This is a genomic window from Bifidobacterium sp. LH_416 (assembly GCF_056357055.1).
Genome location: NZ_JBKEVJ010000001.1, coordinates 25,029 through 47,574, shown reverse-complemented (window position 1 = coordinate 47,574; position 22,546 = coordinate 25,029). Strand labels below are relative to the sequence as shown.

Sequence of the window (22,546 nt, the reverse complement as noted above, 5' to 3'; positions counted from 1 at the left end):
GGTTATCAAGCGCAAAACCCGTAATGCCTCGTAGCGGGCTATAAGCAGGCCGTATGGCTAAACGGGCAGTAGGGCGTCTTTCAGCCTCTATCGTTGGGTCATGTCATCGAGGGAATGACTTGACCGTTCAACAGAGGGGAAATCGAAATGTCCGCAGCAACTCAGACTCAGGCACCCATTAATCCGCAGGAGCCGGTGAGGGTGAACCATACACTGCGCAACATCATCATCGCAGCCGTGGTGGTGGTACTGGTTCTGGCCGGAAGCTTCTTCGGCTACCGTGCATTCGCCAACAATGCGACCGCCGAAAAAGGCTCCGAAGCCAATCCGGTCAAGATCGGTGTGGTCGGCGCATCTGACAAGCCATGGCAGGTGTTCAAGCAGGAAGCACTGAAGCAAGGCATCCACGTCGACATCGTGGACTTCCAGGATTACACTTCCGAAAACCCAGCACTTGATCAGGGTGATCTTGATCTCAACGAATTCCAGCACTTGCTGTACCTGGCCAACTACAATGTCAAGAACAACAAGGACCTGCAGCCTATTGGCGGAACCGTAATCGTGCCGCTGGGCCTCTATTCCAGCAAGGTCAAGAGCGTTGACGACATCAAGCAAGGCGACACCATCGCCATTCCGAACGACGAAACCAACCAGGCCCGTGCCATTGGCGTACTGCAGAAGGCCGGTCTGGTAACGCTGAAGAGCAAGTGGACTGCCGTCACCGCTCCGTCCGACATCGACGAATCCGCATCCAAGGTCAAGGTCGTGCCGTTGGGTGCCGAAAAAGTCGCCAACTCGCTCAACGATCCGCAGCTGACCGCAGGCATTATCAACAACAGCTACATCAAGGATGCCGGTCTTAACCCGAAGGACGCTATCTTCCAGGACGACCCAAGCGCCGACTCCGCCAAGCCGTACATCAACGTGTTCGTCTCCCGCAAGGCCGACGTGAACAACCCGGTGTACAAGAAGATCGTCGAAATCTACCAGAGCAAGACCGTTACCGATGCCGTACAGGAAGATTCCAAGGGCACTTCGGTGCTGGCAACCGACTACAGCGCCAAAGAACTGCAGAGCTTCCTGGCTGAAATCGAATCCGATTTGTCCAAGTAAGCAAAGCTAACGCGAAAGCATCATCTCCATTCATGAACTGGCGGCTCAGCAGTATATGAGCCGCCTTAATCAACCTTCAGCAATCGCAATCAATCTCAATCAATCGCAATCAACGAGGAGTACAGCACCTATGAGCGAGCAGGAATCCATCGAAACCCGTGTAGCCAACGCCAAACAGCGCATCAGCGACTATGTGGATTCGGTGTTGCCGGACTACCAGCGTATTTCCTTGGCCATTCACGACAAGCCCGAATACAGCAACTACGAATTCTTCGCTTCGGAGACGTTGTCGAACAAGCTCAAGGAAGAAGGATTCGACGTCACTCTTGGCGTTGCCGATCATCGCACTGGTTTCGAAGCCGTCTACCGTACCGGTAAGCCAGGCCCGGTTGTGGTATTCCTCGCTGAATATGATGCTCTGCCTGGTGTGGGGCATGGTTGCGGCCACAGTGTCTTTGGCCCCAACTCGTCGCTTGCTGCTGCGTCATTGAAGCGCGTCATCGACGAATTCGGCGGCGAATTGCGTGTGTACGGCACTCCGGGCGAGGAAGGCGGCGAAAACGGTAGCGCCAAAGGCAGCTTCGTCAAGGATGGTTTCTTCGACGATGTTGATATCGCGCTGTGCGCTCACCCGCACGCTGGCGGCAACTATCTGTCCTCGCGCAACCTTGCATGCCAGCCGATTGACATCGAATTCCATGGCAAGGCCGCTCACGCTGCGGCGACGCCTGAGCAAGGCATCAATGCACTGGATGGTGTGATCCAAACATTCAACTCAATCAATGCGCTTCGCCAGCATCTACCCAAGGACGTGCGCGTCCATGGCATTATCACCGACGGTGGCTTGCAGCCGAATGTGGTGCCTGACTATGCCAAAGCCAAGTTCTATTTGCGTTCCGCTTCAGTACCAGGACTGCTCTCGTTGCGCAAGAAAGTAGAGAATATCGTAGCCGGTGCCGCGCTCGCTACGGGAGCAACCGGAACGTTGAAGCCATACCAGAATCAAGTTGATAATATGATTCCGACTCCACTGTTCGATGAAGTCTGGCAGCGTAATGCGGAAAGCTTGGGTCAAGTGGTTGAGCCGACCGAACAGGATAAGGTGAGCTTCGGCTCCAGCGATGTGGGCAATGTTTCTCAAGTGGTGCCCACCATCCAGCCGATGTTCTCCATCTCCCCGGAAAAGCTCGGCGGGCATAATGAGAAGGTGGCTGCTGCCGCTGCAAGTCCATTCGGTTTGGAATCAATCCGTTGGTCCTCCAAGGCACTGGCCTACACCGCGCTTGATGTGATTGTTGACCCTGCGTTGCTTGAACGGATTAAGGAACAGCATGCCGCACGCGTCAAGACGCAGGAAGCCGATGTGGCCGCTGTAGTCTGAACCGGATACATGCTTATGTGAGCATGAGCGGAATAATGTGTGCCTGTATGTTGATGGTGTCTCGGCTGCGAGTCACCATCAACGTACAGGCATTCTTCAATTGATTGAAGGAAGGGGAACGGAAATATGAGCGAGAACGATAAGCAGTGGTACTTCAACATGGTTAAGGGCCGTGCGGAACTCGGACCTATTTCTCCAATCGAACAGCGTATGGGCCCGTATAAGAGCAAGGAGGATGCCGAACACGCGTGGGATATCGTGGCTGATCGCAACGCCAAATGGGAGGAACAGAACCGTCAGTGGAACGGGGAAGGATATCGCCACTGATATAGCAGTGGCTTGCTGTGTGCGGTTGCCTGTGCACACGTGAACGTTGTTAACGGTCACATTGTGGGAAAACGTTCAATTATTTGTGTTTGAAATTGACGGTTTTACTGTGATGTAGCTCATGGTCTGCGGTGCAAAACGTTGCAATATCAAGCAAATCACACGAATGTGATATAGCTCACTTGCAATTTCAGCTTTTCCCAAGCATGTGCAAACTACACTTAGTGGCAATGGTTCCGTGAAGATGCGAGACCAACAACCCCACTAAAGGAGTGACATGACCGCAGTAGAGAATGCAGCTGTCTCCCAGGAGGAGCTCGACGCAAAGGCGTGGGCAGGCTTCACCGAGGGTAACTGGCAGAAGGATATTGACGTTCGCGACTTCATCCAGAAGAACTACACCCCGTACGAGGGCGACGAGTCCTTCCTGGCACCTGCCACCGAAAAGACGAAGCACCTGTGGAAGTACCTCGACGACAACTACCTGGCAGTAGAGCGCAAGCAGCGCGTCTACGATGTGGATACCCACACCCCGGCCGGCATTGACGCCTTCCCGGCTGGCTACATTGATTCCCCGGAAGTCGACAACGTGATTGTCGGCCTTCAGACCGACGTGCCGTGCAAGCGCGCCATGATGCCGAACGGCGGCTGGCGTATGGTCGAGCAGGCCATCCGTGAAGCTGGCAAGGAGCCGGATCCGGAGATCAAGAAGATCTTCACCAAGTACCGCAAGACCCACAACGATGGCGTCTTCGGCGTCTACACCAAGCAGATCAAGATCGCTCGCCACAACAAGATTCTGACCGGTCTGCCGGATGCCTACGGCCGTGGCCGTATCATCGGCGACTACCGTCGTGTGGCTCTGTACGGTGTCAACAAGCTGATCGCTTTCAAGAAGCGCGACAAGGACTCCGTGCCGTACCGCAACGACTTCACCGAGCCGGAGATCGAGCACTGGATCCGCTTCCGTGAAGAGCACGACGAGCAGATTAAGGCTCTGAAGCAGCTCATCAACCTCGGCAACGAGTACGGCCTCGACCTGACCCGCCCGGCTCAGACCGCTCAGGAAGCCGTGCAGTGGACCTACATGGGCTACTTGGCTTCCATCAAGTCCCAGGACGGCGCCGCAATGTCCTTCGGCCGTAACTCCGCCTTCCTCGACTGCTTCATCGAGCGCGACCTCAAGGCCGGCAAGATCACCGAGACCGACGCTCAGGAGCTCATCGACAACATCGTCATGAAGCTGCGTATCGTGCGCTTCCTGCGTACCAAGGATTACGACGCCATCTTCTCCGGCGATCCGTACTGGGCAACCTGGTCCGACGCTGGCTTCGGCGATGACGGCCGTCCGCTGGTCACCAAGACCTCCTTCCGTCTGCTCAACACCCTGACCCTGGAGCACCTTGGACCTGGCCCTGAGCCGAACATCACCATCTTCTGGGATCCGAAGCTGCCGGAAGGCTACAAGCGCTTCTGCGCCAAGATCTCCATTGACACCTCCGCCATCCAGTACGAGTCCGACAAGGAAATTCGTTCTCACTGGGGCGACGACGCCGCCATCGCATGCTGCGTCTCCCCGATGCGCGTGGGCAAGCAGATGCAGTTCTTCGCCGCTCGTGTGAACTCTGCCAAGGCTCTGCTGTACGCCATCAACGGTGGCCGCGATGAGATGACCGGCATGCAGGTCATCGACAAGGGCGTTATCGACCCGATCAAGCCGGAAGCCGACGGTTCCCTGGATTACGAGAAGGTCAAGAACAACTACGAGAAGGCTCTCGAGTGGCTGTCCGAGACCTACGTCATGGCCCTGAACATCATCCACTACATGCACGATAAGTACGCTTACGAGTCCATCGAGATGGCTCTGCACGACAAGGAAGTGTACCGTACCCTTGGTTGCGGTATGTCCGGTCTGTCCATTGCCGCTGACTCCCTGGCTGCTATCAAGTACGCCAAGGTGTACCCGATCACCAATGCCGAGGCCAAGAACCTCGAAGGCCACGAGTACGAGTACGTCGAAGGTGCTGACGACGATCTGGTCGTCGGCTACCGCACCGACGGCGAGTTCCCGATCTACGGCAACGATGATGATCGCGCTGATGACATCGCCAAGTGGGTTGTCTCCACGGTTATGGGCCAGGTCAAGCGCCTGCCGGTCTACCGCGGTGCAGTCCCGACCCAGTCCATCCTGACCATCACCTCCAACGTGGAGTACGGTAAGAACACCGGTTCCTTCCCGTCCGGCCACAAGAAGGGCACCCCGTACGCTCCGGGCGCCAACCCGGAGAACGGCATGGATTCCCACGGCATGCTGCCGTCCATGTTCTCCGTCGGCAAGATCGACTACAACGATGCTCTCGACGGTATCTCGCTGACCAACACCATCACCCCTGATGGCTTGGGTCGCGATGAAGAAGAGCGTATCGGCAACCTGGTCGGCATCCTGGACGCCGGCAACGGACACGGCCTCTACCACGCCAACATCAACGTGCTGCGCAAGGAGACCATGGAGGATGCAGTTGAGCACCCGGAGAAGTACCCGCACCTGACCGTGCGCGTCTCCGGCTACGCGGTGAACTTCGTCAAGCTCACCAAGGAGCAGCAGCTCGACGTGATCTCCCGTACCTTCCACCAGGGCGCTGTCACCGACTGATCTGTCGACTGACACCAACCGTGTGAAACGGTAGAACGATGAAGGGGGTGGGCAAGTCCCACCCCTTCCTTATGAGATTCATTTTTGGCTTCCCTCACCAAAGAAGAATCAGCACAACATGATTGAGGGGAAGGTTGAGCTCTGGCCGAACAACACAGAGCGAATAGCATCACTTGCAGGAACAGGAGGACAATGATGCCCGACGACCAGTTCCGTACCACTACGCGCCACATGTTGCGCGAATCCAAGACTTATGCATCCCAGACATTGATGGGTGGCCTTTCCGGTTTTGAATCACCTATCGGTCTAGACAGGCGAGACCGTATCGCGGCGCTGAAATCCGGTGACATCGGATTCGTACACTCCTGGGATATCAACACATCCGTGGATGGCCCGGGAACTCGTATGACCGTATTCATGTCCGGATGCCCATTGCGTTGCCAGTATTGCCAGAACCCGGATACATGGAAAATGCGTGATGGCAAGCCGGTGTATCTGGATGCGATGATTAAGAAAGTCGACCGTTACAAGGACCTGTTCAAAGCCACGCATGGTGGCATCACCTTCTCCGGTGGAGAATCGATGATGCAGCCGGCCTTCGTGTCGCGAGTATTTCACGCTGCTAAGGAAATGGGCGTGCACACTTGCCTTGATACTTCCGGCTTCCTCAACACCAACTACACTGACGAAATGTTGGAAGACATCGATTTGTGCCTGTTGGATGTCAAATCAGGCGATGAGGCAACCTACCATAAGGTGACCGGCGGCCTGCTGCAGCCCACTATTGATTTCGGTCAACGATTGGCGAAGGCCGGCAAGAAAATCTGGGTTCGTTTTGTTCTTGTCCCAGGCCTTACGGATTCCGAGGAGAATGTGGAAAACGTAGCCAAGATCTGTGAGACCTTTGGTGATGCCGTAGAACATATCGATGTGCTCGGCTTCCATCAGTTGGGCCGTCCGAAGTGGCACGAGTTGCGTATTCCATACCCGCTGGAGAATCAGAAGGGTCCGAATGCCGCCACCCGCGAACGTGTGGCGAACCAATTCAAGGACCACGGTTTCACTGTGTATTAAACGGCGCATTAAGCCGTGCACTGACGAAGTATTGTGCATTTGGTGCATTTGCATATCCGGCTCCCCTCCCAAAAGAGGGGAGCTGCGGCATTCCGTAAATTTATGCGTGCCGCACGCGTCAATACCGCGTTTTTCTCAGTTCGCTCGTAGCCTAGAGATATGGCTGACATCTACGCATTTCCTGTGGGTGTGCCCAATGAAGGGCAGCCCTTGCGCCCTCAAGGTGTGCCGGATGAGCTCTGGGCTGCAGTCGAATCAGTAAGCGGTATTACCAAAATCGCCGGCGTGCGCTATCGCGAAATTCCAGTGCCTTCCACCTTGGCGGATTACGGCATTGGCGTGGAACTTGAAGCGGATAATTCAGATAGTTCAGCACATCACGAAGGCGCAAGCCGAGACATCAATGCAATGGATTATGCAGCCATGCGCTCAGCTACAGGCTGGCTTATGGTGCTGTACTGCAATACACCTCGCCCCGATTGGGGATCGCGATGGCGATGTGTGGCGTTCGCCAGATTGCCGCTTGAAGCTCAAGAAAATGATTCCTTGACTCCTGGCATGTACTGGGATGATATGTGCGATTATCTCGACAATGTTGAACCGGACTCCGTTTCCGGCACGGTAACCGTTAATCAGAACACGGCATTCGGTACGTTAGCCGGCACCACCAGCGCAGGGTGTGAGATTCGTGTCTCCTGGACTCCGCTTGACGGTTCTGGCCCGGACGGTACTATGGACGCCGGCGCACAAGTGAACTCGTGGGCCGCATTCATAACATCCGCTGTTCGCTTTGAGGAGGCTGACGACAGGTGAGTGACGTCCGCGACACCCAACCACGGCTATTGAAAGAACCTCGTGGGGGAGTGCCTAATGTCACCGCGACACTCGAGGAATACCATCGAGCCTGTGAAGCGCTAGCTGAGGCGAACGGTTCTTTGGCCGCAGACGCCGAACGTGCATCCGGATTCCGCTATGGTCATGAGGATTGGTTGATTCAATTCAAACGCGAGGGCGCTGGCATTGTGCTGCTCGACCCTGTTGCGTTGACTGCGGCTGGTGCGGATTGGAATGAATTCAATGAGGCCGTGGGAGATGCCACCTGGATTTTGCATGACTCATTGATGGATTTACCGGGTTTTGCAGATATCGGATTGAAACCTCAATCACTGTTCGATACGGAGATTGCCGCCCGACTGTTGGGGCTTCATCGCTTCGGTTTGGCTGCGGTTACCGAACATTATCTCGGCATTACGTTGGCCAAAGAACATTCCGCAGCTGATTGGTCGTACCGCCCATTGCCGAGGGATTGGCGTAATTATGCCGCTTTGGATGTCGAAGTGCTTATCGAGCTTGAAACTTTGATGCGCCGCGATCTCAAAGCCGCAGGCAAGGATGAGTGGGCGGAAGAGGAATTCTCCTATGCATTGCATAAGGGGCTTGCTCCCCGAAAGCCGCATCCTGTGCCATGGCTGCGTATTTCGCGCATCACACAGTTGAGCAAAGACCCGCAAGGATTGGCGGTTGCCAAATCACTATGGGAAGAACGCGATCGACTCGCCAAACAATACGATATTTCACCATCGTTGCTGCTGGCTGACTCGTCAATCATTGAAGCAGCCACTCATAAACCGCACAATGCGGCACAATTCCGTATGCTGCGTTCATTGAATGAACGTGTGCGCATGCATACCGGTACCGAACAAGACAAAATGTTCGAACGATACGCTCCGATTCAGCGCATTGTGAAACCAAAGGTATGGAAAGGTGCCATTGATAGAGCTCTTGCGCTCAAACCATCCGAATGGCCGGCAATGCCGGTTCCTGAACAATCGGATGATAATGGTGTTGTCAATGCGCCGCGGTCAATGAAACTATGGCAGCAGCGCCACCCGGATCGATACGAGCGTTTGCAGCGTGTGCGCAAAGTCATCAACCAGATTGCAGAAGATACGCGCACGCCATCGGAAATGATTATCAAACCGCAGATTGTACGCAATCTTTGCTGGGTGGAAGACCCGGGCATGATTGACGTAATGGACTTCCTCTATGAGCAAGGCGCACGAAACTGGCAGGTGAAGCTTATTGCACCGTCCGTAAGTGGCGTTATCATGTAGAGGTTGCCTAACGGCAGATTATAAGAATTAACGACTTTTTTTGAGGAGTCATTAGCGTGAAGATCAGCGTTCGTAACCTCGAGCCCACCAAGGTGAAGCTCACCGTCACTGTTGAACCGGAAGAGCTCAACCCGTTCCTGGATGAGGCCCGTAAGGAAATCGCTAAGCAGGTGAACGTTCCCGGCTTCCGTAAGGGCCACGTGCCGGGCAAGATCATCGACCAGCGCATCGGCTTTGCAGCCGTCGCCGGCGAGGCCGTGAACAACGCAGTGCCGGAGCTGTACTCCAAGGCTCTCGAGGAGAAGCAGATTCGCCCAATGGCTCAGCCTGAGTTCGACGTGCAGGAAGTCCCGCAGTCCGCTAAGGATGAGACCAAGCTGAAGTTCGTGGCTACCGTTGAGCGTCGCCCGGTCATCGAGCTGCCGGAAATTGACGGCATGGAAATCGCCATCTCCAAGCCGGAAGTCAAGGATGAGGATGTCGACAAGCGTCTGGAAGCTCTGCGCCAGCGCTTCGGTACCCTGGTCGGCGTTGATCGCCCGGCCACCAAGGGTGACTTCGCCAACATCGACCTGTCCGCTGAGATCGACGGCGAAGTCGTTGACTCCCAGGAAGGCGTGAGCTACGAGCTCGGTTCCAACACCATGCTCGACGGCCTGGATGAGGCTCTCGACGGCCTGTCCGCAGGTGAAGAGACCACCTTCGAAGGCACGCTGGAAGCTGGCGAGCACGAAGGCCAGAAGGCTCAGGTCAAGGTCAAGGTCAACTCCGTCAAGGCTGAAGAGCTGCCGGAGCTGAACGACGAGTTCGCTTCCGAAGCTTCCGAGTTCGATACTCTCGAAGAGCTCAAGGCTGACATCCGCAAGGCCGCTGGCCAGGATGCCGAAGGCCGTCAGGCCACCGAAGCTCGCGATGCCTTCATCGCCAAGCTGCAGGAAGGCCTCGAGATTCCGGTGCCGAAGGGCGTCAAGGCCAACATGGTCGAAGAGCAGCTCAAGGGCATGACTCCGGATCCGGAGAAGGCCACCAAGGAGCAGAAGGACGAAGCCGAGAAGACCGTGGAGAAGGATCTGCGCGATCAGATGGTGCTCGACGCTCTGGCTGAGAAACTGGACGTCAAGGTCTCCCAGTCCGACGTCTTCAACTTCCTCGCTTCCATCGCCCAGCAGTACGGCATGGATCCGAACGCCTTCATCCAGGCCATCATCAAGAACGGCCAGCTCGGTTCCGCCGTGCAGGAAGTCGGCCGCTCCAAGGGCCTGCTCGCCGGCATGCGCGCCGTCAAGTTCACCGCTGATGGCGAGGTCGTGGACCTCTCCGCTTTCCTGGGTGACGCCGCTGAGGACGAAGAAGCTGAGTCCGTTGAGGCTGCTTCCGCTGCCGCCGCTGTGGCTGACGAGCTGTCCAAGTCCGATGAGGACCAGGCTGCTGACGCTGAGTGAGCGTAATCCTGTGGCGCATATAGCGTAATGAAAGCCCGGAATCGTGTGTACGATTCCGGGCTTTTGTATGTGCGTTACTTTTAGTTTTTGAGTAAGACTGCTTACAGTGTTGCTGATTCAAAGAGAGCAGGCATAACTATGCAATCGACCATCACAGCCAAACGACTCGGTTGGCTTACAGCTGCGACTATTGTGCTCGGTGCTTTGATTGGCGCAGGAGCAGGTTTGCTCACATTATTGCTGTATGGCGTAGAACATGTGATGCTCGGGTTTATTGAAAGCTCCGATATCCCCGGCGCATTTGGCGTACCCGCCATCCGGCGCATGATTGCTGTGACTGTCGGCCTGACCATCGCTGGCATTATCTGGTATTTTCTGCGCAACAAAACCACTACGGTTCCTTCCGTCAAGAAAGCTGTGGCAGGGGAGCGCATGCCGATTTGGCAAACCGTGTTGCATGTGGTGCTGCAGATTTTCATCGTCGGCTCTGGTGCTTCCATCGGTCGAGAAGTCGCCCCGCGAGAACTTGGCGCCATGTTGGCGCAGCGATTCTGCGATCTGTTCCATATTGAGGGCAATGATGGCATTGACCGCCGTATGGTGGTGGCTGTTGCCGCAGGCGCTGGCTTAGGTGGCGTCTACAACGCACCGTTGGCCGGTATGTTCTTCGCCGTGGAGATTCTGCTCGTTGATGTGACATTGGAAAAAGTGGCATTCGGTCTTGGCATGTCTGCCATGGCCGCATTCGTGGCAGCTTCGATTAAAGGACATCACACGTTCTACGACATCACCGCCATGCAGCCTTCATCAACGCCGAGCCTGATGCTGTTCGCCTTGATATGCGGCGCTGCTTGCGGCGTGGCGGGCGCATTGTTCCGTAAAGGTTCCTCATGGGCTGAATCCCATAAACCCAAGTCCAAGGCAATACTGTGGCAAATGCCGCTGGCCGGCTTGATTACCGGTGCGGTGGCGATGGTGGTACCACAGGTGATGGGCAACGGTCGAGCGGCTGCGCAACTGGGATTGAGCACGTTCATTCCCGAAACCTCTACAGTTTCTGGTGCCTCGCAATCCGTGGCATCGGCGGATTCTTCGCCGTGGGCGCTACTTGCTGGCAGCGGCAATGTATCCGGCACGGCTGGCTCGGCACTGAACGCAGGATTCCCGTTGTCTCAGGCACATATCGGCATGCTGCTCGGTGTTCTGGCGATAACCTTTGTGGCAAAAGCACTGGTTACTCTGATGACCATTCGTTCGGGAGCTTCAGGCGGCGTACTTCAGCCGGGTATTGCCTTGGGCTCAACATTGGGAGCCATGCTGGGACTGCTGTGGATACTGGCATTTCCGGCCGACTCGGTGACGGCGTGTGCTCTGATTGGTGCGGCGGCATTGCTGGCAGCCTCCCAACAAGCACCGCTGATGGCCATGTGCCTGGTAATGGAATTATGCGAAGCCCCTATTACCTTCTTTGTGCCGGTCGGATTGGCTGTGGCTGCATCCGCACTGGTCTCAAAGTGGATGCTGAGCCGTCAGTAGGTAGTCTGTTGGCTCCCCCTCTGAAGAGGGGAGCCGAGGAGAGGGATATGTCTGAAAACACCGAAATCCGCGCAGCCTTGGAATCGTTGGCTTCGGAACCGTTACCGGAACAGATCTCCTATTATCGCAAGCCGTTCATGGTGTTATGGGCGGCCATTCAGGAAGCTAGTAGCGACGTGGCCGAAGACTACGATCTTCCCACAGAAATGGCCCAATTATGGGTGGCGGAACAAATGCGTCAGGTCTCCGATTCTCTTGTGGACCGGCTTGCGGAAAAAGCAGTGGCACACGGGGCAAGCAAATCGAATGTCGCAAGAGCGGCTGGAGCAAGCCCGGCCAACGCTGAACGACGCTTCCCCAGGCTCAAAGGCGAAGGCCCGCAAACCCGTCTTCTGGTAGATGACGTCCTCGATACGCTGGAATAATCGTCAACGCCTACGCTAGCCGCCGAAATACAGGCAAAAATACGCTGTCAGTCGCTTCAAGGCGGTAGTCTGAACAATGTTCGAGTTATTAGAAGGAGTTTCAAGGTGAGCAATACCTTTGCGACCTTGCCGGTTATGGCGGGCGATGACGTCCCGGCCGGCCCTGTCGACCCGATTTTCAACCGTCTTCTGAAAGACCGCATCATTTGGATGGGCGAAGAGGTCAAGGATGATATGGCCAACCGTATTTGCGCTCAGCTGCTGATGCTGGCTGCGGAAGATCCCAAGAAGGATATCTGGCTGTACATCAACTCTCCGGGCGGTTCCATCACTGCCGGCATGGCCATCTACGACACCATGCAGCTGATCGAGCCTGACGTGGCAACTGTTGGTCTTGGTATGTGCGCTTCCATGGGCCAGTTCCTGCTGAGCTCTGGTACCAAGGGCAAGCGTTACCTGACTTCCCACGCACGTGTGCTGATGCACCAGCCTTCTGGCGGCATCGGCGGCACTGCAACCGATGTGCGCATCAACGCTGAGCTCATCATGGACATGAAGAAGACCATGAGCGAGCTGACCGCTGAGCAGACCGGTCATACCGTTGAGGAAATCTACCGCGATAACGAATACGATCACTGGTTCACCGCTCAGGAAGCCTTGGAATATGGCTTTGTGGACAAGCTCGTTACCACGCCGGACACCATCGGCAATAAGGGGGAGTGAGACATATGGCAAGTGAAGAAGCAAAGTTCGCCGCCCGCGCCGACCGACTGGCCGGCCGCCAGGGCGTAGTCGGTTTCATGCCGGCCGCCGCGCGTGCACAGGCTGCCCAAATGCCGACCAACCGTTACATCATGCCGCAGTTCGTGGAGAAGACCCCGTATGGCATGAAGACTCAGGATGCTTACTCCCGTCTGTTCGAGGATCGCATCATCTTCCTTGGCGTACAGGTGGATGACGCCTCCGCCGACGATGTGATGGCACAGCTGCTGGTGCTGGAATCCCAGGATCCGAACCGTGATGTGATGATGTACATCAACTCTCCTGGCGGCTCGATGACTGCAATGACCGCTATCTACGACACCATGCAGTACATCAAGCCCGATGTGCAGACTGTGTGCCTGGGCCAGGCGGCTTCCGCTGCAGCTATTCTGCTCGCATCCGGCACTAAGGGCAAGCGCTTGATGCTGCCTAACGCCCGTGTGCTCATTCACCAGCCGGCTATTGATCAGGGCTTCGGCAAGGCCACGGAAATCGAGATTCAGGCCAAGGAAATGCTGCGCATGCGTGAATGGCTGGAGAACACGCTGGCTAAGCACACCGGCCAGGACGTGGAGAAGATCCGCCGCGACATCGAGGTGGACACGTTCCTGACCGCACCTGAAGCCAAGGATTACGGCATTGTGGATGAGGTGCTGGAACACCGCCAGTAAATGATATTCCATTGCGTGTGGTTCCCAAATGAACAGGGAGCCACACGCATTCATATATGCATGGCAAACAGATCATGCAAACAAGCGCAAAGGGGCATTCATGGGACGTGTGGTGAGCTACAACGATGACATACCACGATGCACATTTTGTGGCAAAACCGAGCGTCAGGTCAAGAAACTAGTGGCCGGACCGAATGCGTCCATCTGCGATGAATGCATCGCGTTATGCGTAGACATTATTTCCGAGGAGCGAGTCAAAGACGCTGAAGTCAACTCGTTGAGCCTGCCTAAGCCAACACAGATTTTCGAATATTTGAACCGGTATGTGGTAGGTCAGGAAGACGCCAAACGCACATTGTCTGTAGCCGTATACAACCATTACAAGCGCGTCAACATGGAGCTGCGTGAAGCAGCCGCGCAGTTGGACGGCAACAATACTCGAAGCAATGCCCTGGACGATGTTGAGGTCGCCAAATCCAATATCTTATTGCTGGGCCCTACGGGTGTAGGCAAAACATATTTGGCGCAATCATTGGCGCGCGTCATGAATGTGCCGTTTGTTATTACTGATGCCACTACATTGACCGAGGCCGGTTATGTAGGCGACGATGTGGAAACCGTATTGCAACGGTTGCTGGAAGCGGCCGATGGAGATATCAGCAGCGCGCAGCACGGCATCATCTACATCGACGAAATCGATAAAATAGCCCGCAAATCAGGGGAGAATACATCCATCACCCGAGATGTTTCCGGCGAAGGCGTGCAGCAGGCGTTGCTGAAAATCCTCGAAGGAACCATAGCTTCAGTACCGTTGGAAGGCACCCGTAAACATAAGGATCAAGACACGGTGCAAATGGACACGCGTGGCATCCTGTTCATCTGCGGTGGCGCTTTTGTGGGGCTTGCTGACATTGTCCGCAAGCGGCTTGGCCGGCGAGAAACCGGATTCGGCACGAACTGGCATGATGCGGACCTCAACGATGCTGAATTACTGGAGCAGGTCAACGCCGATGATTTATCCGAATTCGGTCTACTGCCGGAATTTATTGGTCGTCTGCCGGTCACCAGTGTGCTGCGCGATCTTGACGTGGATGATTTGGTTGAAGTCCTTATCCGGCCAGCCAATGCGCTGATTAAGCAATACCGTAAGTTATTCGCTGTGGACGGTGTCGATTTGGAATTCACCGACCAGGCGATTCGTACTATTGCTGAAACTGCTATAGGGCAGGGCATAGGTGCTCGCGGATTGCGATCCATTATCGAGAAAACCCTGCAAGATACGATGTTCCAGATTCCTGGCCTTGACGATGTCAAGCAGGTAATTGTTGATAAAGCCAGCGTCACCGGTGCGAGCAGCCCTAAACTGCTTCGCCAAGCCGTGCAAATTGAAGAAATCAATCAACGCCGTGAAGCATAAGCAATATGGCTGATACAGGTGTGAAAAGCTTGAAATAACGCCGATTCCAAGAAGTTCACGCACTGCGACACGCCGAGTTGCGATAATCGAAAGAGTGGGTAATATAAATCGAGTTGTCTGAACGACAACATGCGCCAGTAGCCCAGCGGATTAGAGCAGCTGACTACGGATCAGCAGGTCGCAGGTTCGAATCCTGTCTGGCGCACACCTCGCACCGCACGAGGCAAAACAGCGGTATGCGCCAGTAGCCCAGCGGATTAGAGCAGCTGACTACGGATCAGCAGGTCGCAGGTTCGAATCCTGTCTGGCGCACGATAAAGCCTCGAAAGCGAAATGCTTCCGAGGCTTTTCCAATTTCACACGCTTTTGCTTTTGTACACAGGAGCTGTGAAGTTTGGGGTGGGGTGCAGGACCGTAAGCTTGGCCGAACGGCCTTGAGTGTGTCCGGCACCCCACCCCAAACCTCACAGCGGCCCGTTGCTAACATCGTCGCAGGAGTGCAGAGAAGGGAAAGGACAGGCAGTGACGCAGCAGTCTCGATATGATTTCGATACGGTTCTTGAGCGACATGGCTCTACCTCAATCAAATGGCACATGATTGAAGAGGCAATGGGCCCCGCATCCAAGGATGTGATTCCGCTTTCCGTGGCCGATATGGAGTTTAAGCCGGCTCCGGAAATCGTGGAAGCTTTGGCTCAGGCTGCTGCGAACGATGTATTTGGCTATGACTATGCCACGGATGATTATTTTGCTGCACTTGTTGGCTGGATGCAGCGCCGCCATCACTTCACTGTGGATCCATCTTGGGTAAGCCTGTCTGACGGCGTGATGCCGGCCGTCAATACCGCGCTGCGAGCGGTCACGCATCCTGGTGACAAGGTCATCATTCAGCGTCCGGTCTATTATCCGTTCACTTTTGCGGCTGAACGCAATGGCCTGACCATTTTGGACAACGAACTGGTATTGCATGAGGCAGCCGGGCGATATGAGATCGACTTTGACGATCTGGAGGAGAAGGCTTCCGACCCGCGCTGCACTGCCATGATTTTATGCAACCCTCACAACCCGGTAGGCCGCGTGTGGACCGCTGAAGAATTGACGAGAATCGGTGATATTTGCCTCAAGCATGGCGTGTATCTGCTGTGCGATGAGATTCATGCGGATTTTGCCCATTCAGGGCACCAGGTCACGCTGTTCGGCACACTCGACAGCAAGTACACGGATATCCTCTTTGAGTTCACCGCACCGACTAAAACCTTCAACCTGGCTGGCCTGCTGTGCTCGAACGCTATTATCCCTAATCCTGATTTGAAGCGTCGTTTTGATATTGCCGCTGAAAACATCGGCGGATTAACGGTCAGCCATTTTGGTCTAGTGGCCTGCCAAGCTGCCTATAACCATGCCGAAGCATGGTTGGATGAACTCTTGAAGGTGCTCGAGCGCAATGTGAATGTGGTCCGCGAATTCACCCATCGTGTGGACGGCATCCGTCTTATCGAGCCGGAAGGCACCTACCTGGCATGGTTGGACTGCCGAGGTCTCGGTTTTGCCTCTCCGGAAGCGCAGTGCGAATTCCTGCGCAGCAAGGCCCGAGTCTGGTTCGATGAGGGATCGTTATTCGGCCATTCCGGCGATTTCTTCGAGCGCGTCAATCTGGCATGCCCAACAGCATTGCTGGAACGCGTACTGAACAATATCGAACAAGCATTAGCTGATCGCCACTAACGCAGTATTCGACACATCACTACTCAGCCCGGGGCGGAACTGTTCCCGGGCTTTACCGTAATATGGATAGTCGGTTTGACCGCATGATGGTGCGGCCTGTAGACGAGGAGTAATGATGGCTGGAACAGATACCAAGCGGAGCGTGTGGAGCGTAATCAAGCGGATTGCCGCATCTGATCGCATCTCTGGCCTCATTATGCTCGGATTTGCATTAATCGGCTTGGTATGCGCCAATCTTCCATGGACATATCATCTGTTTGAAACCATTGCGGAAACGCATATCGGCATACCGCACACCAATATTGATTTGCCTATCGGCCATTGGGCTCAAGATGGTTTGCTGACCATTTTCTTCCTGACCGTCGGCCTTGAATTGAAGCAGGAGCTCACCACCGGCTCACTGTCCAATCCCAAGGCGGCCGCTGTGCCCATGCTGTGTGCTGTGGGTGGCATGCTGGCTCCGCCGCTGCTATTTATTGCGACTATCGCCGTGTTCTCCCAATACGGGCCAGGCCAAGTCGGTAGCCTGATTCTCACCACAACAGGAAGCAGCATCCCCTTTGGTGAGATGGCGCATGGCTGGGCGGTTCCAACCGCCACCGATATCGCATTCTCCCTGGCCGTGCTCGCCTTGTTTGCCAAGGCATTGCCGGGATCGATTCGCGCGTTTTTGATGACGCTCGCCACCGTGGATGATTTGCTGGCGATTATTCTGATCGCAGTGTTCTTCTCCTCGGTGAACGCGTGGTACTGGTTCATCGGTATCGCCGTATGCGCAGTGGTATGGTCCTTCCTGGTTCGTATGCGGCGAGTACCGTGGATTGCCGTGGGATTGGTCGGTATTTTGGCATGGATCATGATGTTTGAAGCTGGTGTGCATCCCACGCTGGCTGGCGTCGTGGTAGGACTGTCCACGCCATCGCGCGAAATGTATGGTGAGACCACGCCGCGAGCAGAACGCTACGCGACCAAACTGCAGCCGTTCTCCGCACTGCTGGCGTTGCCGATTTTCGCACTGTTCGCCACCGGTGTGCATTTCGAGGAATTAACCCCAGCATTAATGCTTTCCCCACTGGTGATTGCACTGGTGGTGGCGCTCGCCGTAGGCAAACCTTTGGGCATTATTGTTACGGCTTGGCTTGCCACTCATGTCGGTGGTCTGAAAATGGCTAAAGGCTTACGCGTCAGGGACATGATTCCCACGGCATGCGCTTGCGGTATCGGATTCACCGTATCCTTCCTCATCGCATCCTTGGCGTACAGCAATGCGGAACTGTCCGCTGAGGCACGATTCGGCGTGCTGGTGGGATCGCTGGTCTCCGCACTAGTTTCCGGCATATTATTAAGCCGTCAATCCAAACAATACGAACAAGCGATGGCCTCGCAGGAAGACTAATAATGATGCAGAATCAGCAATCGCCATCAGCAGATGATGAATTCTCTCCGCAAGGAAACACATACCATCGTGGACCGGTGATTCTCCGTGGACAGATGATTCCTTCGGATAACACCACAGCGAATCTGCTGAAAGCCGAAGCGGACACTGACTGGCTGCACATGGACCCATGGCGTGTGCTGCGCATTCAATCCGAATTCGTGGACGGTTTCGGGGCGCTTGCCGAACTCGGTCCAGCGGTTGCGGTGTTCGGCTCGGCACGCATCAAACCTCAGACAGCCGAATATGAGGCCGCTGTGCGGATGGGGGAGGCGATTGCACGTAAGAACATCGCTGTTATCACTGGCGGCGGCCCTGGCGTCATGGAAGCCGCGAATAAGGGAGCATTCCTCGCTGGAGGAAAATCCGTAGGCCTCGGTATCGAACTGCCTCATGAGCAGGGGATCAACGATTACGTGAATCTTGGTATGAGTTTCCGCTACTTCTTTGTGCGAAAGCTCATGTTCGTGAAGTATTCCTCCGGAGTGATCATCTGCCCGGGAGGATTCGGCACGCTTGATGAAATGTTCGAAGTTCTGACACTGGTGCAGACCCATAAAGTGGCGGATATGCCCGTTGTCTTGTTCGATAAGTCCTACTGGCAAGGGCTTTTCGACTGGCTGGAAGGGTCAGTGAAAGAACACGGCATGATTTCCTCAATCGACCCGCATCTGGTGACTATCACCGATGATCCAGATGAGGCTGTGGCAATCGCCACAAGCGCGATTCACTGATACGATTTTGCCCTAGAGCCCTCTTGACAACGAGAACTCTAGGGCAAAAAATCTGCGTAGATTGCGCAGGAACCGAATTCACTTCTTGACTGCAAGCAGCAGACCCGTGCCATCAGGAGTCAGCGTGGATTCGAATGCGTCATTCTCTTCCACCGTGGCAATGAGCTCGCGCATAGCAGTCGCCTTAGCGCTGCGATCAGCGGCGTCCAGCACGCCACCATTATCAGAGCTCAACGCCAACACGTCGGTAAAAGCGATAATGCCATGCGCGCGCAGTAGTCGAGATGCCTGTGCGAATGTGGCGGCATAGTTGGCGGCGTCACCGGCCACAACAATCATGTCGTAATCATTGGCATTCAGCCTTGGTAGGAACACACTTGCCGGTGCATTCACCGCACGCAGTGAAATATCAGTAGTGTCCTGCAATTCGGCAAATACCTTGCGAATCATGGCAATACCTTGCGCGGTGGAATCAACGGCAGTAAGTTGCCCGTTGCCGTTCAAAGCATGAGCCAGTTGCACGGTTTCCACAAGAGAACCCGTACCCACGGCAATCACCGACGAAGCACCAGTAATATGCACGAGCATAGACAACAGTTGAGCTTGTGCTGCCGGTCCCTGCGGTTGGCTGGACTGCTCAGCACGTTCGCGTACTGCAGCAATCGATGGCAGCTCACGTTCACGGGCATGCTCTTCCGTATATTCCCATGCTTTGGCGAGATTCGTATACTGCGCTTTATCCATAATCGTTCCTCTATAGTCGTGCTCGTACTGTGAGCATTACTGCATTCCTGATGTGCAGTTTACCGTTCTCGAACCTTAGCCACGATCTGCCACATTTCCTCGCCGACATCAATGCCGCGCGGGCAGTGTCGAGAGCAGGCGCGCACGGACTGGCATGCTGCAACACCATCGGCAGTATCGATGGCATCCATGCGTTCCATAGCCTTGGTATCACGCGAATCATTGATGAATCGAGACGACCAAATCAGTGCAGCAGGGCCAATAAATGCGTCGCCACCGGCAAACACCGGGCAGGAGCCTTCGCATACGCCACAAGCGATGCAGTTGCTGAGCGTCTCGTACTTGGCCAGTTGCTCCGGATGCTGCAGATATTCGAATGCGTTCACCTTACCTTCAGCAGTGGTGGCCAGTACGCCATCGGCTTGAAGATACGGGGTGAGTTTGCGAATCTGATTGAGCATCGGGTCGATATCGGCGATAAGATCGCGCTGTGGCGGGAATCCAGGCAGAGGAGCGAGTTCGATAACGCCCAGCGAATTGGCATCCGCCGATGAAGCTTCCTCGCCAGTATCGGCATCCTCGTCAGTGCCGATATGGCGGAAACCTTCGTCATCCACCTGAGCTATTGCACCGGGCTGCTTGGCCCAATCGCGAATGGAAGCCGTACACAATAGGGTAGGAGTGCCGTTAATGGCCACTGCATCCGAACCGCACATGCCATGACCGCAGGAATAGCGGAAAGCAAGCGTGGGGTCAACCGTTCGCTTAATGGTCAGCAGACAGTCGAGAACCGTATCTTCCGGGCGGGCAGGAATCGTATATTCCTGCACCCATTGCTTGCCGCGCGGGCGGCGGCGTGCAGCATTATCTGAGCCGCCGCCGAACGGGGAACTCTTACGGGCGAACGGGCTGCCTCCGCGCGCACGTTCCGCGCGCTCGGGACGCGGCGTAAAACGATGCACCTGCAAGGTAACCGTTGTGTTGTTCGCCTCAACCATGCTTGTCCTCCATGAAACAGTGCGTCATTATCTGACTAATCAGCCAACCTATTGTGCCACAAGCCCTAGGCGGCTCAGTATTCGCGCTTCTTTGGCGGGTAGTCAGTAATCACTACCGGCTTGAACGTAACCGCGTTGGAACGGTCCACCATCGAATGAGCCAGGAAATGCTCATCATCACGTTCAGGGAAATCAAGCCTGCGCATCGAACCGCGAGATTCTTGACGTGCATCGGAAGCGGTCAACACGGCTTCCGCCAATTCGATGAGATGACGGGTTTCCCAAATGGCCGTGACCTCCTGGTTGAAGGCAGCCGTTTTGTCATGAGCGACCAGCGATTCAGCCGCAGGTGTAATGGTTTCCTCCAACTGTTCGCGCGCCGTTGCAATGGTTTCAGCACTGCAACGCACCGCCAGAGCGCGCTCCATAACCGAGCCAAGCTGAGACATCAATGCGTAGGCATTCACATCGTCTTCGGCAGCCGATGATGCCGCATCATCAGAGCCTTGCAGCAGGGTATTGAGCTCGTCAGTGCGTGCATGCGCCGCCTGATCAACTGCGGCAATCAGATCATCATCAAGAGAATCATCCGACATGGGGGAGTCGACCGGGTTGTGCGCAATATGGTCAGCCAATGCGCGGCCGGCACGAGTACCAAAAAGACACGCGTCAAGCAGGGAATTGCCGCCCAATCGGTTGGCACCATGCACGGAAACACACGAACATTCACCGGCTGCAAACAGGCCATCGACCACAGAACGGTGTTCGCCATCCCAACGGTACACTTCACCATCCGTCGTGATGGGCAAGCCACCCATGGTGTAATGCGCGGTTGGCTTGATCGGCACCAAATCCTTGGTGGGGTCAAGATTCGCGTATTGCTCGATGGTCTCCACCACCTGAGGAAGAACCTGCTTCATACGTTCCGGGTCGATGCCCGTCATATCCAGCCAGACGCAATCCTTCGGACCATTCGGATCCTTCGGATCAGCCACACCGCGACCGGCATCGATTTCCGCCATGATGGAACGAGACACCACATCGCGAGCCGCCAAATCCTTATGTTCAGGCGCATAGCGTTCCATAAACGCTTCGCCGTCTGCATTCCTCAGAATGCCGCCCTCGGCTCGGGCTGCTTCAGAGAGCAGAATACCCGTGTGAGCAAGGCCAGTGGGGTGGAACTGCACAAACTCGATGTCTTCAAGCTGCAAACCAGCGGTGAGGGCCAGCGCCATACCATCGCCAGTCAAATCCCAAGAATTGGAAGTGGTGTGGAACAGTCGACCAGCGCCACCTGTGGCAATCAGCACATTGCGCGCATGAATAGCCTGGATCTTGCCGGAATGCGTGTCAAACGCCACAATGCCGGCCGCCTTGGTTCCTTCCTCACTGAGCACCAGATCGGTCACATACCATTCTTCAGCGAACTCGACACCTTGCGCCACACACTGCTGCCACAGGGTATGCAGAATCTGATGGCCAATGCGGTCGGCCGCATAGGCGGCACGCTTAACCGGCTCACCACCGAAATCACGCGTATGACCGCCAAAACGGCGCTGCGCGATATGACCGTCCTCAGTACGAGAGAAGGCCACACCCTGACGTTCCAAATTGATAACGGTTTCCGGCGCGTACTCGGCAAGCAGCTTGGCCGCATCCTGATCGACCAGCCAATCGCCACCCTTAATCGTGTCGTAATAATGCCAATGCCAATCATCGGATTCAATATTGCCGAGGCTGGCCGCAATGCCACCTTCCGCAGATCCGGTGTGCGAGCGCAACGGCTGCAATTTGGATACCACAAGGATTTTTGGCTCTACGCCTTGCTCCTGCAAATCAGTGATTTCGGGGGAGCGCAGCAACCCTAATGCCGCGGACAGGCCGGCTGCTCCAGCACCGATGATCACCGCATCATACATATCTTCCAAACGTTTCGGACTCATGGGTTTGATTCTCGCACACCCGGCGAACAGCTCAGGTGGGGATGATCTACTT

At 55.4% G+C, this 22,546-nt stretch carries 19 protein-coding genes and 2 tRNA genes; 18 read left to right on the top strand and 3 right to left on the bottom strand.

Annotation, left to right across the window (positions count from 1 at the left end):
- Positions 1 to 147: 147 nt before the first annotated feature.
- The 18 genes from AC1AY0_RS00200 to AC1AY0_RS00115 all read left to right on the top strand — a co-directional run bounded on the left by AC1AY0_RS00200 (position 148) and on the right by AC1AY0_RS00115 (position 18,809).
- Complete coding sequence (locus AC1AY0_RS00200; RefSeq protein WP_033891791.1) at positions 148 to 1,113, top strand: MetQ/NlpA family ABC transporter substrate-binding protein; 966 nt, start codon at positions 148 to 150, stop codon at positions 1,111 to 1,113.
- Between the two features lie 130 nt (positions 1,114 to 1,243).
- Positions 1,244 to 2,494, top strand: a complete 1,251-nt coding sequence (locus AC1AY0_RS00195; RefSeq protein ID WP_051917518.1) for a M20 family metallopeptidase — start codon at positions 1,244 to 1,246, stop codon at positions 2,492 to 2,494.
- Between the two features lie 126 nt (positions 2,495 to 2,620).
- A complete protein-coding gene (locus tag AC1AY0_RS00190; protein ID WP_033891790.1) occupies positions 2,621 to 2,821 on the top strand; it encodes a hypothetical protein in 201 nt (66 codons plus the stop codon).
- Positions 2,822 to 3,098: 277 nt separating this feature from the next.
- Complete coding sequence (gene pflB / locus AC1AY0_RS00185) at positions 3,099 to 5,474, top strand: formate C-acetyltransferase (RefSeq protein ID WP_476525403.1); 2,376 nt, start codon at positions 3,099 to 3,101, stop codon at positions 5,472 to 5,474.
- Positions 5,475 to 5,666: 192 nt separating this feature from the next.
- Positions 5,667 to 6,548: a pyruvate formate-lyase-activating protein gene (gene pflA / locus AC1AY0_RS00180; protein WP_214376357.1), complete on the top strand. Its 882-nt coding sequence runs from the start codon at positions 5,667 to 5,669 to the stop codon at positions 6,546 to 6,548.
- Between the two features lie 159 nt (positions 6,549 to 6,707).
- Complete coding sequence (locus tag AC1AY0_RS00175; protein WP_033891786.1) at positions 6,708 to 7,361, top strand: DUF3000 family protein; 654 nt, start codon at positions 6,708 to 6,710, stop codon at positions 7,359 to 7,361.
- Positions 7,358 to 8,662, top strand: coding sequence for an HRDC domain-containing protein (locus tag AC1AY0_RS00170; protein WP_476524701.1), 1,305 nt, complete (start codon positions 7,358 to 7,360; stop codon positions 8,660 to 8,662). The genes AC1AY0_RS00175 and AC1AY0_RS00170 overlap by 4 nt, the downstream gene beginning before the upstream one ends.
- 56 nt (positions 8,663 to 8,718) lie before the next feature.
- Entirely contained in the window at positions 8,719 to 10,104 is a 1,386-nt protein-coding gene (gene tig, locus AC1AY0_RS00165; RefSeq protein ID WP_033891784.1) for a trigger factor, read from the top strand.
- Positions 10,105 to 10,242: 138 nt separating this feature from the next.
- Positions 10,243 to 11,640 carry a chloride channel protein gene (locus tag AC1AY0_RS00160; RefSeq protein ID WP_476524700.1) on the top strand — a complete coding sequence of 466 codons (1,398 nt, stop codon included), beginning with the start codon at positions 10,243 to 10,245 and terminating at the stop codon, positions 11,638 to 11,640.
- 47 nt (positions 11,641 to 11,687) lie between these two features.
- Entirely contained in the window at positions 11,688 to 12,065 is a 378-nt protein-coding gene (locus tag AC1AY0_RS00155; RefSeq protein WP_476524698.1) for a transcriptional regulator, read from the top strand.
- A gap of 105 nt (positions 12,066 to 12,170) precedes the next feature.
- Positions 12,171 to 12,788: an ATP-dependent Clp protease proteolytic subunit gene (locus tag AC1AY0_RS00150; protein ID WP_152597232.1), complete on the top strand. Its 618-nt coding sequence runs from the start codon at positions 12,171 to 12,173 to the stop codon at positions 12,786 to 12,788.
- Positions 12,789 to 12,793: 5 nt separating this feature from the next.
- Positions 12,794 to 13,498, top strand: coding sequence for an ATP-dependent Clp protease proteolytic subunit (locus AC1AY0_RS00145; protein WP_033891780.1), 705 nt, complete (start codon positions 12,794 to 12,796; stop codon positions 13,496 to 13,498).
- A 100-nt stretch (positions 13,499 to 13,598) separates the two neighbouring features.
- Complete coding sequence (gene clpX, locus AC1AY0_RS00140) at positions 13,599 to 14,915, top strand: ATP-dependent Clp protease ATP-binding subunit ClpX (protein ID WP_476524695.1); 1,317 nt, start codon at positions 13,599 to 13,601, stop codon at positions 14,913 to 14,915.
- A 131-nt stretch (positions 14,916 to 15,046) separates the two neighbouring features.
- A tRNA-Arg gene (locus AC1AY0_RS00135) sits at positions 15,047 to 15,120 on the top strand.
- Between the two features lie 33 nt (positions 15,121 to 15,153).
- Positions 15,154 to 15,227: transfer RNA gene (locus AC1AY0_RS00130), tRNA-Arg, on the top strand.
- Positions 15,228 to 15,437: 210 nt separating this feature from the next.
- Entirely contained in the window at positions 15,438 to 16,640 is a 1,203-nt protein-coding gene (locus tag AC1AY0_RS00125; protein ID WP_476524694.1) for a MalY/PatB family protein, read from the top strand.
- A 112-nt stretch (positions 16,641 to 16,752) separates the two neighbouring features.
- The gene (locus AC1AY0_RS00120; protein WP_476503588.1) at positions 16,753 to 18,036 is read left to right on the top strand and encodes a Na+/H+ antiporter NhaA; all 1,284 of its coding nucleotides are present in this window, start codon (positions 16,753 to 16,755) and stop codon (positions 18,034 to 18,036) included.
- Positions 18,037 to 18,038: 2 nt separating this feature from the next.
- The gene (locus AC1AY0_RS00115; RefSeq protein WP_152597231.1) at positions 18,039 to 18,809 is read left to right on the top strand and encodes an LOG family protein; all 771 of its coding nucleotides are present in this window, start codon (positions 18,039 to 18,041) and stop codon (positions 18,807 to 18,809) included.
- Positions 18,810 to 18,887: 78 nt separating this feature from the next.
- On the opposite strand, the gene AC1AY0_RS00110 is transcribed toward AC1AY0_RS00115, so the two are convergent.
- From AC1AY0_RS00110 to AC1AY0_RS00100, 3 genes are all read right to left on the bottom strand, one after another.
- Entirely contained in the window at positions 18,888 to 19,553 is a 666-nt protein-coding gene (locus AC1AY0_RS00110; protein ID WP_476503589.1) for an O-methyltransferase, read from the bottom strand.
- A 59-nt stretch (positions 19,554 to 19,612) separates the two neighbouring features.
- Positions 19,613 to 20,551, bottom strand: coding sequence for a succinate dehydrogenase/fumarate reductase iron-sulfur subunit (locus AC1AY0_RS00105; protein ID WP_033891774.1), 939 nt, complete (start codon positions 20,549 to 20,551; stop codon positions 19,613 to 19,615).
- Between the two features lie 74 nt (positions 20,552 to 20,625).
- On the bottom strand, positions 20,626 to 22,494 hold the full coding sequence (locus AC1AY0_RS00100) for an FAD-dependent oxidoreductase (RefSeq protein ID WP_033891773.1): 1,869 nt from the start codon (positions 22,492 to 22,494) through the stop codon (positions 20,626 to 20,628).
- Positions 22,495 to 22,546: the final 52 nt, after the last annotated feature.

Excerpts from the sequence above, each read along its gene's own strand:
- AC1AY0_RS00155 (WP_476524698.1), top strand. The coding sequence starts at position 11,688 with ATGTCTGAAAACACCGAAATCCGCGCAGCCTTGGAATCGTTGGCTTCG.
- AC1AY0_RS00145 (WP_033891780.1), top strand. The coding sequence starts at position 12,794 with ATGGCAAGTGAAGAAGCAAAGTTCGCCGCCCGCGCCGACCGACTGGCC.
- AC1AY0_RS00160 (WP_476524700.1), top strand. The coding sequence starts at position 10,243 with ATGCAATCGACCATCACAGCCAAACGACTCGGTTGGCTTACAGCTGCG.
- AC1AY0_RS00190 (WP_033891790.1), top strand. The coding sequence starts at position 2,621 with ATGAGCGAGAACGATAAGCAGTGGTACTTCAACATGGTTAAGGGCCGT.
- pflB (WP_476525403.1), top strand. The coding sequence starts at position 3,099 with ATGACCGCAGTAGAGAATGCAGCTGTCTCCCAGGAGGAGCTCGACGCA.
- clpX (WP_476524695.1), top strand. The coding sequence starts at position 13,599 with ATGGGACGTGTGGTGAGCTACAACGATGACATACCACGATGCACATTT.
- AC1AY0_RS00105 (WP_033891774.1), bottom strand. The coding sequence starts at position 20,551 with ATGGTTGAGGCGAACAACACAACGGTTACCTTGCAGGTGCATCGTTTT.
- pflA (WP_214376357.1), top strand. The coding sequence starts at position 5,667 with ATGATGCCCGACGACCAGTTCCGTACCACTACGCGCCACATGTTGCGC.
- AC1AY0_RS00195 (WP_051917518.1), top strand. The coding sequence starts at position 1,244 with ATGAGCGAGCAGGAATCCATCGAAACCCGTGTAGCCAACGCCAAACAG.
- AC1AY0_RS00110 (WP_476503589.1), bottom strand. The coding sequence starts at position 19,553 with ATGGATAAAGCGCAGTATACGAATCTCGCCAAAGCATGGGAATATACG.
- AC1AY0_RS00100 (WP_033891773.1), bottom strand. The coding sequence starts at position 22,494 with ATGAGTCCGAAACGTTTGGAAGATATGTATGATGCGGTGATCATCGGT.
- AC1AY0_RS00200 (WP_033891791.1), top strand. The coding sequence starts at position 148 with ATGTCCGCAGCAACTCAGACTCAGGCACCCATTAATCCGCAGGAGCCG.
- AC1AY0_RS00115 (WP_152597231.1), top strand. The coding sequence starts at position 18,039 with ATGATGCAGAATCAGCAATCGCCATCAGCAGATGATGAATTCTCTCCG.
- AC1AY0_RS00120 (WP_476503588.1), top strand. The coding sequence starts at position 16,753 with ATGATGGCTGGAACAGATACCAAGCGGAGCGTGTGGAGCGTAATCAAG.
- AC1AY0_RS00175 (WP_033891786.1), top strand. The coding sequence starts at position 6,708 with ATGGCTGACATCTACGCATTTCCTGTGGGTGTGCCCAATGAAGGGCAG.